10 protein-coding genes and 2 tRNA genes are annotated in these 12,579 nt (G+C 58.4%); 11 read left to right on the forward strand and 1 reads right to left on the reverse strand.

Annotation, left to right across the window (positions count from 1 at the left end; genetic code table 11):
* Window positions 1–153: 153 nt before the first annotated feature.
* From AB5164_RS08450 to AB5164_RS08465, 4 genes are all read left to right on the forward strand, one after another.
* Window positions 154–230, forward strand: a tRNA-Arg gene (locus AB5164_RS08450).
* Between the two features lie 375 nt (window positions 231–605).
* Window positions 606–3,047: a tetratricopeptide repeat protein gene (locus tag AB5164_RS08455; protein ID WP_368143238.1), complete on the forward strand. Its 2,442-nt coding sequence runs from the start codon at window positions 606–608 to the stop codon at window positions 3,045–3,047.
* Window positions 3,048–3,209: 162 nt separating this feature from the next.
* Window positions 3,210–4,292 carry a DUF8462 domain-containing protein gene (locus AB5164_RS08460; RefSeq protein WP_349127685.1) on the forward strand — a complete coding sequence of 361 codons (1,083 nt, stop codon included), beginning with the start codon at window positions 3,210–3,212 and terminating at the stop codon, window positions 4,290–4,292.
* 68 nt (window positions 4,293–4,360) lie between these two features.
* A tRNA-Ser gene (locus AB5164_RS08465) sits at window positions 4,361–4,451 on the forward strand.
* Between the two features lie 322 nt (window positions 4,452–4,773).
* On the opposite strand, the gene AB5164_RS08470 is transcribed toward AB5164_RS08465, so the two are convergent.
* The gene (locus AB5164_RS08470) at window positions 4,774–6,114 is read right to left on the reverse strand and encodes a D-alanyl-D-alanine carboxypeptidase family protein (protein ID WP_161115704.1); all 1,341 of its coding nucleotides are present in this window, start codon (window positions 6,112–6,114) and stop codon (window positions 4,774–4,776) included.
* 197 nt (window positions 6,115–6,311) lie between these two features.
* Here AB5164_RS08470 and AB5164_RS08475 point away from each other — a divergent pair, with 197 nt between their 5' ends.
* The 7 genes from AB5164_RS08475 to AB5164_RS08505 all read left to right on the forward strand — a co-directional run.
* Window positions 6,312–7,007 (forward strand): response regulator transcription factor, encoded by a 696-nt coding sequence (locus AB5164_RS08475; protein ID WP_117786109.1) that lies wholly within the window; start codon window positions 6,312–6,314, stop codon window positions 7,005–7,007.
* 25 nt (window positions 7,008–7,032) lie between these two features.
* The gene (locus AB5164_RS08480; protein WP_368147974.1) at window positions 7,033–8,271 is read left to right on the forward strand and encodes a sensor histidine kinase; all 1,239 of its coding nucleotides are present in this window, start codon (window positions 7,033–7,035) and stop codon (window positions 8,269–8,271) included.
* 103 nt (window positions 8,272–8,374) lie between these two features.
* Entirely contained in the window at window positions 8,375–9,250 is an 876-nt protein-coding gene (gene pstB / locus AB5164_RS08485; RefSeq protein WP_368147976.1) for a phosphate ABC transporter ATP-binding protein PstB, read from the forward strand.
* A gap of 64 nt (window positions 9,251–9,314) precedes the next feature.
* Window positions 9,315–10,043 carry a response regulator transcription factor gene (locus AB5164_RS08490; RefSeq protein ID WP_368142417.1) on the forward strand — a complete coding sequence of 243 codons (729 nt, stop codon included), beginning with the start codon at window positions 9,315–9,317 and terminating at the stop codon, window positions 10,041–10,043.
* Window positions 10,044–10,046: 3 nt separating this feature from the next.
* Window positions 10,047–11,471 carry a sensor histidine kinase gene (locus AB5164_RS08495; RefSeq protein ID WP_368142416.1) on the forward strand — a complete coding sequence of 475 codons (1,425 nt, stop codon included), beginning with the start codon at window positions 10,047–10,049 and terminating at the stop codon, window positions 11,469–11,471.
* 195 nt (window positions 11,472–11,666) lie between these two features.
* Entirely contained in the window at window positions 11,667–12,323 is a 657-nt protein-coding gene (locus AB5164_RS08500) for a YveK family protein (protein WP_118093904.1), read from the forward strand.
* A gap of 2 nt (window positions 12,324–12,325) precedes the next feature.
* Window positions 12,326–12,579 (forward strand): nucleotide-binding protein (locus AB5164_RS08505; protein ID WP_368147978.1); only part of this gene is annotated, 254 nt, incomplete at its 3' end.

The raw sequence follows: 12,579 nt of genomic DNA on the forward strand, positions 1-12,579 counted from the left end.
GGTATCGGGTTCCCACATTCATCCGTACATGTACGGATGAATGTGGGAGGTGTTCGGATAAAGTCGATAATCAAGGTAAAAATCAAATTCAATAACTTTTTTTGAAAAACGCTTGACGATTATTCAGTCCATGTGCATAATAATCAACAAGTCGCGGCGTTACCTCAGCTGGATAGAGGGTCTGACTACGAATCAGAACGTCATAGGTTCGAATCCTATACGCCGCACCATTTGAGATTAAAGCTCCCGGCAACGGGGGCTTTTCTTTTACGTAAGCACTGCATGGATTCGAACCTCGGTCGAGGCGCGAGCGTCAAGAAAACGCGGAGCGTTTTTAGCGAGCGGGCGAGCACGCCGGCAGGCGGGCGAAGCCGGTGCGCATCCGCGCAGCGGATGCGCGGAATCCTATACGCCGCACCATTTGAGATTAAAGCTCCCGGCAACGGGGGCTTTTCTTTTACGTAAACACTGCATGGATTCGAACCTCGGTCGAGGCGCGGGCGTAAAGCGGACTATTTCCTGTCGACTCGTGTAAGATTTCGAGTAGGTGTCGCGGCCCATCCGTGACCACTCCTTCTTCAAGCGACCGATCAGGGTGATACTTCGTGGCAGAGCGTCCGACATACAAGCTCAGGTTTCTCGATCCCAAGAAGCGCTTTCCGGCGATGCCCGAGCAGCCTGCGGGGCGCTCATATGGCGTGGTCTGGAAACTCTTTGGCGAGGACCAGCATGAATCTTGTTATGTCGTCGAATTCGTTGGCAAAAGCCATGTGTCGCTTTTGGGCTACGTAAGCGTTTCGGGTGAGGTGTACAAGGTGGACCGCCCCGTTAGCGAGGCTCCGCTGCCCAACGATCCCGACATGGAGCTGGTCCTTGACGAGTCGGATTCCAGTATTGGTGAGATTATGGTAAGGGAAGCCAACGGTGCAATGCGTACGTGTGCGCAAACTGCCGGCTCTCCCGAAGGCCCCATGCGCGAGCAGTCCGACCACGAGACATGGAATTCGACCCGCGCCCTTCCTTACGGCGAGTTCATGGCCTCGATGTTCTTGCGCTACGTGATATTTGCCAACTCCGAAAGCGCTATTGCGAACACGGCGGGCGTCGACGGTCTCGATGCGGACATGCAAAACGTTGTCGACAAAATAAAGCTCGTAAAGTTGCCCGAGCCGGTCGAGGTGTTTTTGGGCTTTAACACGGCACCGCTACCTGACGCTATCGAGACGCTGCTTTACCGCGTTGACCATGCCGAGAATCCGAGCGGTATTGAGCGTTATGCCGCCGCCCTTATGAGCGAGGTCGACTTGCCCCGACTGCGCACCATCGCCGCCAAGTCCGAGATGAGCCTGGCTCGCATCGATCGCTCAAAGCTTTTCTATCTCAATTTTGATCGCAGCCTGCTGGACCAGGACGAGATTGACATGCTGCTTGCCATCGAGTGCCGTCTCAACCGCCTCTCTGGCATCCTCGAGCGCATCGGGGCCGGATTGGCCCCTGCGGCATCCTCGCCGAGCCTTGAGGGCTGCGCGCTCTTTGATGCGTGGCATATCGCCAAGACGACCAACGATGTTCCCCGACTGCTCGATACGGCCTCGAGCGATAACCCGTGGGGCAAACCGGGTACGGTGGCTTGCCAGCCGGGCGGTGAGTGGGATGTGCGTACCCGCTTCGCGCGTATTGTCGAGGCGCTTAACGTGGTCACACGGCTCGACTATACCTATCGGGCAAACGTTGCCGAGGGGATTATGCTCGTTCGGTTTGGGCGGTCTGTCGTGGATGCCATGCCACAACGTGAATACGACGCTCAGGATGACGCCTGGCGCGAGCTGGACGAGGACATGCGCGCGATCTGGGCCGCGGAGCACGATGCGCGCGTGGCACTTACGCTTGCGGCAGCGTGTTTTGCCGCGGGCACCTGCATCACGCGCTGCTATGTGCAGATTGCTGCTCCCGACAGTGAGCAGGGCGAGCGCGTTGTCGCAACGTATTTCTTTGGGCGCGCGGCCTATCTGGCCGATTGCGTGCCTGTCGCCAAGGATCTTGAGAGCATGGACATGGACGATATGCCGTGCAAGCGTGTGCTTGAGGCGTATGAGTCAACCGCTCCGGAGACGATTGAGCCTGCGGAGGTTCATGCTCGTCCGCGTGATGACCATCGCACACTGCCGCCGGCGCTGCGCGATCTGCTGCTTGCCGATACGGCTGACGAGTTGGAGGTCATGGAAGAGGACGACGACCCATACGTGGCCCGCGTTGTTGAATTGCGCGAGCAGGCAAAAGTCGACCGTACAGGTGCTTTTGAAGGCTTTTCCCGTCTTGTTGAGGAGTTGGAGGCTAAGTGCGCCGTCGCCGAGCTTTTGGCGACAGGTCCGGTTCAAACGCAGTTTTGCGATAACCAGCTGGTGCGCATGGTGCTACCGGTGTTGGAAGAAGACCGCTCTGTGCGAATCCTTCGTGCGCCCGATGCACTGTACTTTGCCCAGCACGAGATCTGCAGCTTTTACGCCGAGCAAGAGGACTTTGAACGAGCACTGCCCGAGGTGCGCCATCTTTACGATCTGGCACGCTCGTCCATGCAATCGCACTTTGCGCTCATCAACGTGCTTGCGCGTCTGGAGCGCTTTGACGAGATTATCGAGGTGGCGCGCCACGGCCTACGTATTGCCAGCGATCGTTCTGCAATCGGCTACCTGTTCTATCGCTTGGCGTTTGCCTATTGGAATTGCGATCAGCTCGACCTAGCGCTGGCTTGTTACCGTCTGGTGCCGCGCGGTGAGGAATCGGGCAGTAGTGCGCTGGAAGAAATGCAGGGCCTTATGAATGAGATGGGCGTCAGCGAGCCTCCGACGTTCGAGGAGGCGGTCGAGACCATCCGCAAGGCTGGACTCGAGCTGCCGCCAGTGTCCGCCGTGACGAATCAGCTGGCAGATGCCGCTGTGCAACTGGTCGACAACGGCTTCTTTTTCCTGGCACGCGGTTGCATCTTCCAAATGTGGCGCACCATGGGCAACGACGAGCTCGGCTCCCTCAACCGCTCGCTGGGGTAGGGGCGATATAGAGGGGCCGCACCGCGCTATTTGTATCGGCGCGGGCGGGAGGACCCGGCAGGATCAGTAAGGAATAAAGCCGCCGAGCCTGCTAAAACTGTTAAACTCTGCTAAAGTTGCTAAACTTTGTTAAAGTTGTTAAAACTAGTAGAGGAGGGCAGAATGACGAAAGCTGTTAACCCCTTTAAGCCAACGGCGGGCATGAATCCGCCTGAGCTTATCGGACGGGACACTGTTTTGGATGACTTTGCCGAGGCTCTTGAGAATGGTCCTGGTGCCCCCGATCGACTCATGCGCATCTCGGGCGTCCGAGGCACAGGTAAAACGGTGCTCCTTAATGCATTGGGTGACCTTGCACGCAAAAAAGGATTCGAGGTCGTTGACGTTGCCTCCAATGCTGGTTTTTGCAATAGAATCCTCGAGGCTCTGCAGCGAAACGTTCGTCTTGAATCAATCTCGATTTCCCCATCGATTTTAGGGGTCAGCCTTGGCTCCATGGAGATGTCGAAGTCGGCCTCTCATCTGGGCGAGGCGATGTACGATGCTGCGAAGCGCGGTGGTCTGCTCATTACGCTCGACGAGATCCAGGATGCCTCAACTGAGGAAATGCGCGAGCTAGGCAATGAGATGCAGCTCTTGATCCGCCAAGGAGCGAATGTCGCTTTCGCTTTCGCCGGGCTGCCGACATCGGTAGATGGCGTGGTGGTGGATGATACGTTGACGTTCCTTCAGCGAGCCAAACATGTTGAACTTACTCGGCTTTCCGATTTTGAAGTTGGCGGATCGTTTGAGGATACGATGAGACGAGCGGGCAAGGAGCTCGACAAAGGTGCCGCTGAGCTATTAACAAAAGCTTCGGCAGGCTATCCCTTTATGGTCCAGCTGGTCGGATATTACGCTTGGCAGGTTGCTGCGCGCAGTGGGGCGGAGAGCGTGAGCGAAGAGGCGGCTCGTAAGGGTATCCAGGCGGCTCTTGATAGCTTTAATGCTATGGTGATTGCCCCAGCGCTGCGCAGGGTGTCGGAACGGCAGTTTCAGTATCTCGCGGCGATGGCTCAATGCGAGGGCGTCGATATCGCCAACGGCGATATCGCCAAGAAGATGGGTTTGTCGGCGAACAAAGTTGGGTCATATCGCAAGCGTCTGATCGATGCGGGGTTGATTGAGCCCGCGGGCTATGGCTGTGTTTCGTTTGCAATTCCGTATATGCGCGACTATTTGTTGGAGGCGGTGCGGGAAAGGTAAAAATGGAATCGCTCCAAATTCCCTCTTGCCCATCCTCGACTGTTTGGTTACTATAGAACGGCTGTTACGGAGAGCTGACCGAGAGGCCGAAGGTGCTCGCCTGCTAAGCGAGTATGCCCCAAAAGGGCATCTGGGGTTCGAATCCCCAGCTCTCCGCCAGTTTAACTTTAAAGAAGGGTCCCATCGGGGGCCCTTTTTTATTATCGAGAAAGGGCGCTGGGGATTCGAACCCGAGAGGGCACGGGCGTTAAGCAAACGCGAAAGCGTTTGTAGCCCGTGGGCGAAAAGCCGCCAGGCTTTGAAGCCGGAGGGCATGCGTAGCATGCCCGGACATCCCCAGCTCTCCGCCAGTACGAATTTGAAGAAGGGTCCCATTTGGGGCCCTTTTTTGTGCGGAGAAAGGAGGCTGGGGATTCGAACCCTCAAAATTGAGGCGCCCCGTTGGACGCCTCATTTGGTTCGATGTGATATCGCTCCGGCCCTACGCCTTGGGCGCCTTGGCTACGGTCTCGCTCTCGGCTGTGAGCGGGCGGTTGTCGATGCGGCGGCCCAGGCGGTCGAGCTTCACAAGGAGCCACTCAATGGGATTCGGCCCTGCGCCTTCCTCGTCGGCAACCAGGTCCATAACGGCGATTTTGGTGCCGTCCTGCTTGAGTGTAACGCTGCCCACCTTGTCGCCCACATGCACCGTGCCCGAAAGATCGTCGTAGCTAACCTTTTCGGTCACCTCGCCGGCAAGAGAAAACACGGTCGCTTGCGCCGTGGGATCGGCGAGCGTGGCGTCGATTGTCTTATCCGTCCAGTCGGTTTGACTAATGCGCGCCATAAGCGGGTTGCCGTTGGCGGTCTTTTCTTGCGTGTTGGCGATTGCGACCGTCACCTTGTGACCGTAGTACCAGTTGGCAAGGGTGGCGGTATCGGTAAAGCGCTGATCGGTGGTGGTGGAGTTCAAAATAACGGTGTAGATCTCGTCGCCGTCGCGGTTGTAGGCGCTCGTAAAGCAATAGCCCGCGTCGTCGGTGGTGCCGGTCTTGCCGCCGATGTTGCCATCTTGGCCCAGCAAATAGTTATGCGTGTCCATGGAATGCGAATGGTCGGTGCCGTCGGCGCCCGTGACCTCGATCCAGGAATCCTCGCTCGCTACGACCTCGCGGATCGTGTCGTTTTTCATGGCCTCCTGCATCATCAGCGCTACGTCGTGTGCGGTTGAGTGCATATTGCCAGCCCACTCATCAAAGTCCAGACCATGCGGGTTTTCAAAAAGCGTACCGGTACAGCCGAGCTTCTTAGCGCGCTCGTTCATGGCCTTCACAAATGTGGCCTCGGCGTCTTTGGTCTTGGGGTCGATCTTCTTGCCCACATATTCGGCGAGCACGATGGCGGCGTCGTTGCCCGAGGGAATCATCAGACCGCGTAGTGCCTGCTCCACGGTAAGCTCGTCGCCTTCGAGCAAGCCGGCGGTCGAATTACCCACGGTGGCTGCGGCGTTGCTCACCGTGACCTTCTCGTCCATCTTGCAATTCTCGACGGTTAGGATTGCGGTCATGACCTTGGTGATCGAGGCGATTTTGACCTGCTCATCGGCGCCGCGCCCATAGTAGACGGTACCGTCTTTGCCCATGACGAGGGCATTGGTCGCATCGATATCGGGCAGGTTTTCGGCCGTGATGCCGCGCGCATCGGCGGTTTTGCCGCAAACATTGTCGGTCGTGAGCACTTGGGCGCCGGCGACGGTGGGCGCGCCAGCGGCAAGGGCGATAGCGCAGACAAAGCCGGCGGCAAGCTGGGCTGAGCGCTTTGCAAAAGAGGTGAGGGACTTCACAGATTTCGCTTTCGACGGGATGGTCTCTTCTGAAACTAGAGTATATCGTTTGCCGGCGTCGGCGATCATCGCGTGCGTGCGTGGCCCACATCCGCGTTCGAACGGGCACAAGGGTGCTTAAGACCGACTTAATCACCCACGCTTGTTGTGTGTGGCGTGCGTCGCCTCAGGCATAATGGAGCGCGAGAGGAGCACGCATGAACGAGCGCATACTGGTAGTTGATGACGAAAAGGCCATCGCCGACTTGGTTGGCATCTACCTTACAAAAGAGGGCTTTGATGTCCAGATTGCCTATAGCGGGGCCGATGCTGCCAAGGCGATTTTGGAGCAGGAGTTCGATTTGGCGCTGCTAGATGTCATGCTGCCCGATATCGATGGGTTTGAGCTGCTGCGTACGATCCGTTCCAGCCATACCTATCCCGTGATCATGCTGACGGCGCGCGATGCCCAGCAAGACAAGATCGGGGGCCTTTCGCTTGGCGCGGACGATTACGTGGTCAAGCCGTTCCGTCCGCTGGAGCTCATCGCGCGCGTGCACGCTCAGCTTCGCCGCTACACCAGCTACGGTAGCCGTGCACAGGCGGCCGAGTCGCCGACCATTCAGCTCGACGGCTTGGAGATCAACCGCGACGCTCGTTCCGTGACGGTGGACGGTGCACCGGTACGCCTCACACCCACCGAGTATTCAATCTTGCTGTATCTGGTCGAGCATCGCGGCAGCGTGGTGGCCGTGGAGGACCTGTTCCGCGCGGTGTGGAGCGAGGATTTTATGCCCGGCTCCAACAATACGGTGATGGTGCACATTCGCCACTTGCGCGAAAAAATCGGCGACGACGCACAAAAGCCACGCTTTATCAAAAACGTCTGGGGCGTCGGCTACATCATCGAATAGCGCCTTTGATGGTGGGGAAGTGGATATGACAAAAGACGATAGGCAGGCATTCGAGGTACCCGATCGGCTCTTTGAATACGTGAGGTCGGTCGTCGACAACCGCGCGCTTGCAACGGTGCTGCTCTTTTTGCTGAGCCTGCTGCTGATTGGCATCGACAACATCGCCGGAATCTTGACGGTGCTGCTTGCCGGCTTTTTGCTGATCGATCGATTTGAGATCGTGCGCCGCTGCATGGTGATTGGCGGCGCCGCGTGGGCCATGACGTTGGCGATTGGCGCCATGGCGCTCGGCGGCATCGAAGGGCCGGTGCTGTTCGATGCCGGCTTTGTATTCAACATGCTTGGCTTTGTGCTGGCGCTTGCCGCGTGCGTGCTGTTCTTGTGTGGCCGCGCCCTGTACTACCAGGGCTACGAACAGGGCGAGCAGCATGCCGATTGTGTGCTGGCCGCTCGTATTCAAGATCGCCTGATCGATCACCCCGACACCTGGGACAACATCGACGGCGACTTCTTGGAGGTCGAGGGCGCCCTTAACCGCGTGCGTGACCGTGAGCGCAAGGTGCAACAGGCCTTGCGTGACGAGTCGCATCGCAAGGACGATCTGGTCACGTACTTGGCACATGACCTACGCACCCCGCTTGCCAGTGTGGTGGGCTATCTTTCGCTGCTGCAAGAGGCTCCTGAGCTGCCGGTTGAGCAACGTGCGCACTTTACGGGCGTGGCTCTCGACAAGGCGCACCGGCTCGATGCACTCATCGAAGAGTTCTTCGATATCACACGCTTTGACTTCCACGATATCGTGCTCACGCGCGGCTATGTTGATCTGGGGTTGCTGCTGGCTCAGGTGGCTGACGAGTTCTATCCCATCCTCAACGAGCAGCATAAGGAAGCCCAAGTTGATATTCGCGAGGACCTGACGGTGCTCGTGGATGGCGACAAGATGGCTCGCGTGTTCAACAACATCATGAAAAACGCCGTCGCCTATAGCTATGAGGGCTCGACTATCACGATTGAGGCCGGGCGCCAAGACGATGGCGGCGTGCGCGTTCGCTTTATCAATCAGGGCGATCCTATCCCTGCGGCTAAGCTCAAGGTGATCTTTGAGAAGTTCTATCGCCTGGATGCGGCGCGTGCGACCAATCGCGGTGGTGCCGGTCTGGGCCTTGCTATTGCCAAGGAGATCATCGCGGCACACGGCGGTACCGTTGCATGTGAATCGACGCCCGAACACACGATATTCACCATCGAGCTGCCCGCCGCATAGCCAGCGTGCCCTTACAAACACTTGACAATGCGCTCACGTGCATATGAGCCGCGATTTCTACTATCGATACTGCTGAATTGATATCGATGTGGAGGTATGCGGTATGACGGCTGCTGCGGCTGTGGAGCCCACGGAGCTTGAAGAACTCATGGAAGCGCAGGCCGAGGCCGCGCACGAGCGCGAGGTTGGGGATGCGACTCGCCCCACGGCAGAGGATCTTGCCGCCTCGCCGACGCGCATCGACGTCGAGGGCCTCGACCTGTTCTATGGCGACCATCATGCGCTCAAGGACGTGAATATCAAGATCCGCGACAAGCAGATCACCTCGTTTATCGGGCCTTCGGGCTGCGGAAAGTCCACGTTGCTGCGCTGCTTTAACCGCATGAACGACGGCATCAAGGATTGCCGTATCGAGGGCAAGATTGCGCTCGATGGTCAAGATATCCTGGGCGATTACGACATCTGCCGTTTGCGCCAGCGCGTGGGCATGGTGTTTCAGCGCCCCAACCCGTTTCCCATGAGCATCTACGACAACGTCGCCTATGGGCCGCGCGGCATGGGCGTGCGCGATCGCGCTGTGCTGGATGGGCTGGTCGAGGATTCCCTTCGTCGCGCTGCGCTATGGGATGAGGTCAAGGACAAGCTCAAGGAGTCGGGCCTGGGTCTTTCGGGTGGACAGCAGCAGCGCCTGTGCATCGCCCGCGCACTTGCCGTGCAGCCCGACATTCTGCTGATGGACGAGCCGACCTCGGCACTCGACCCTGTGTCGACGCTCGTGGTGGAGCAGCTGGCCTGCGAGCTCAAAGAGACCTGTACGCTCGTGGTCGTTACGCACAATATGCAGCAGGCGGCGCGTATCTCCGACTCGGTCGCGTTTTTCTTGCTGGGTGAGTTGGTGGAGCATGCGCCCGCCGCGCAACTCTTCAAGAATCCGACCGATCCGCGCACGGCGGATTATTTGACGGGACGTTTTGGCTGATACCATCTAGTAAAGGTACCTTTAGGGTTAAGATGCGGTCATGCCGGCCGCAAAGGGGTTCAACATGATCTATTACGTCGAGGACGATGACAACATCAGGGATTTGACGGTCTATGCACTGCGCAAGCAGGGGATCGAGGCCGAGGGCTTTTCGTGCGACGGCGAGTTTAAGGCTGCCGTGGCGCGACGGGTACCCGATGCCGTCCTGCTCGACATCATGCTGCCCGATACCGATGGTTTGGCGATTATGCGTCGCCTGCGTGCCGACCGTCTGACGGCGACGGTGCCCATCATGATGCTTACCGCCAAGGACACCGAGCTCGACAAGGTGATGGCGCTCGATGGCGGTGCCGACGATTACCTGACTAAGCCGTTTTCGCTCATGGAGCTTGCGAGCCGCTGCCGCGCACTGCTGCGTCGCGGCGGCATGGTCAAGCAGGCAAGCGATGTGCTCAGCGTGGGCGACATCGTGCTCTCGCCCAGCCATCGCGAGGTGACCGTTGCCGGCGAGCCGCTTAAGCTCACCCTACGCGAGTTCGACCTGCTCGAGTACCTCATGCGTAAGCCCGGCGTGGTCTTTACCCGCGAGTCGTTGCTGCAGAGCGTGTGGGGCTGGGACTTCGACGGCGGTTCGCGCACCGTTGACGTGCACGTGCAGACGCTTCGCCAAAAACTGGGCGAGCATGCCGGCGCCATCGAGACCGTGCGCGGCGTGGGCTACCGCTTGGCCGAGCCTTCTGCCGGTGATGGTGCCGAAGGTGACGACACCGCGGCCGCCGCATCGGAGGAGTAACCCGTGGTCTTCGCCCCCCAGGGAAAACATACGCTGTCGCACCGCGTTTTTGTGACGATCTTTGTCTGCGCCATGGCGGTTATCGTGGCGTTTACGGTGCTGGGCGCGTTCTTTGTGCAAAACACCTTGGCGGATGCCACGAGTGCCAACCTGGCGCAGGAAACCGAGCTCATTGCTGCCGCCCTCGACGAGCAGCAGGAGCCCATCCCGTTCTTGCGTAGCCTCGATCGCGAGGACTTGCGCATCACGCTGATTAACAAGGATGGATCGGTTGCCTACGACAACGAGGCGTCGCCTTCCACACTGCCCAACCATGGCGATCGCCCCGAGGTCATCGAGGCCTTTGAGAGTGGTTTGGGTTCCGCGGAGCGCGCAAGCTCTACGCTCGACGAGATTATGCTGTATCGCGCTGTCGCCCTTGATAACGGCCAGGTTGTCCGCTTGGCGCAGGCCCAGCCTGGCGTTGCGGCGATTTTGCTGTCGATGGTGGCGCCGATGCTGCTTATCGCAGCAGCGGGTGCGGTACTCTCGTTTTTTATGGCGCGCCGCGAGTCCCGTGCCATCATCGCGCCGTTGCAAGAGGTGGATTTGGACCACCCACGCCGTAGCTATGAGTACGCCTATGCCGAGATGGTCCCCATGCTTGAGCGTATTGAGTCGCAGCGCCAGGAACTCAAGCGCCAAATGGCGGTGCTAGCGGACAACGACCGTATGCGCCGCGAGTTCACGGCGAATATCACCCATGAGCTCAAGACGCCGCTTACGGCGATTTCGGGCTATGCTGAGCTCATCGCAAACGGCATGGTCGAGGGCGAGGACGACCTGCGCAACTTTGGCGGTCGCATCTATCGTGAGGCGGGCCGTTTGGCGGCGCTTGTCAACGACATCCTTACGCTGTCTAACTTGGACGAGGCCGAGCGTGCAACTGAGGGCGAGGCGGTGCCCATTGGGTCCACGGAGCCTATTGAGCTCTCGCGTGCTATCTACGCGGTTGAGCAGCGTCTTGAACAGGTCGCCCGTCAGGCGAATGTGACGATAAGTCATGAGACCAAGCCTGTGGTCATCGAAGGCGTGTCGCGCTTGATCGACGAGCTCATCTATAATCTGGCAAGCAACGCCATCCGCTACAATCGACCCGGCGGTACGGTTACGCTGCAGTGCGGCACCAACGACGAAGGCCATCCGTTCCTCGCGGTCGCCGACACGGGAATCGGTATCGCGCCTGAAGAACAAGGCAAGGTATTTGAGCGGTTCTATCGCGTGGACAAGAGTAGGTCCAAGGCACGCGGCGGAACCGGTCTGGGGCTTGCCATTGTCAAGCATGCGGCCCTGTATCATCACGCCACGCTCGATCTGTCGAGCGAGTTGGGCGTGGGAACCACCATTACGGTGACGTTTCCCATACAGCAGGACGAGCCATTCGCATAGCGATACAACATAGATATTGATGTAGACGCCGCATTTGACTTTCGGGTGCGGCGTTGTTGTGCAATTTTACGATTGCTTCCGACATTTTTACAGGAGAGCCTGTTTCTTATGTATAGAGTTTGGTCTCGGTAAAAAGATGCGATAACATACGGACAGTTTTGTCAATCCGAACTGGGGAAATGAAAGGCAAGCTGCATGACCCTTCTCGAACTGTTCCAGCTGCTCAAAAAGCACCTTAAGCTGGTCATCACCCTTCCGGTGGTCTGCGCGATCGCCATGGGCATCGTGTCCTTTGTTGCGATGGACAACACCTACACCGCGACGACGAGCATGTACATTCTCGCCAAGACCGACGATAGCGGTCAGATGAGCTACAACGATCTCTCGGCGAGCCAGATGCTTTCCAACGATATCGCCACGCTGCTGGATAGCGATAGCGTTAAGAGCGGCGCAGCCAATGAACTGGGCCTCACCGATCTGGATGACTACAAGGTGTCTGTTTCCTCCGAGACCACCACGCGTGTCATTACGCTTTCGGTTACCGGCACCGATGCCAAGGAGACGGCTAAGGTCGCAAAGGCCATAGCTAGCTCGGTGAGTACGGTCGCTCAGAACGTCGGCGCTGCCCAGAGCATCAACGTTATCGACGAGGCTAAGACCCCCGAAGCCCCCAGCGGTCCCAAGCGTATGCTGTACGTTGCTGTCGCGTTCCTCGCGGGCATCTTTATCGCAGTTGCCTATGTCGTTTTGGCAGACATGCTCAATACCCGCATCCGCGGTGCCGAAGAGGCAGAAGAGCTCCTGGGCATTCCCGTTGTTGGCCGAATTCCGGCTATGAAAGGTGGTAAATAGGCATGGCTAAAGCAAAGAACACCGATAAGCTCGTTGTACAGAATGCCGCCAAGACCCTTCTGGCCAACATCCGCTTTGCGAGCGTGGACGACCCCATTCGCACCATCACCGTTACCTCCTCGATTCCCAACGAGGGCAAGTCTACGGTTTCCATTAATCTTGCTCAGGCAATCGCCACGAGCGGCAAGTCCGTGCTCCTGGTCGAGGCCGATATGCGCCGCAGGTCCCTTGCCGATATGCTCGGCGTCCGCTCCCG

The organism is Collinsella aerofaciens, assembly GCF_040915425.1.
Classification (GTDB): domain Bacteria; phylum Actinomycetota; class Coriobacteriia; order Coriobacteriales; family Coriobacteriaceae; genus Collinsella; species Collinsella aerofaciens_BW.

Bases quoted from the DNA above. Each gene is read 5' to 3' on its own strand.
- AB5164_RS08460 (WP_349127685.1), top strand. From the start codon at position 3,210: ATGACGAAAGCTGTTAACCCCTTTAAGCCAACGGCGGGCATGAATCCG.
- AB5164_RS08475 (WP_117786109.1), top strand. From the start codon at position 6,312: ATGAACGAGCGCATACTGGTAGTTGATGACGAAAAGGCCATCGCCGAC.
- AB5164_RS08480 (WP_368147974.1), top strand. From the start codon at position 7,033: ATGACAAAAGACGATAGGCAGGCATTCGAGGTACCCGATCGGCTCTTT.
- pstB (WP_368147976.1), top strand. From the start codon at position 8,375: ATGACGGCTGCTGCGGCTGTGGAGCCCACGGAGCTTGAAGAACTCATG.
- AB5164_RS08490 (WP_368142417.1), top strand. From the start codon at position 9,315: ATGATCTATTACGTCGAGGACGATGACAACATCAGGGATTTGACGGTC.
- AB5164_RS08500 (WP_118093904.1), top strand. From the start codon at position 11,667: ATGACCCTTCTCGAACTGTTCCAGCTGCTCAAAAAGCACCTTAAGCTG.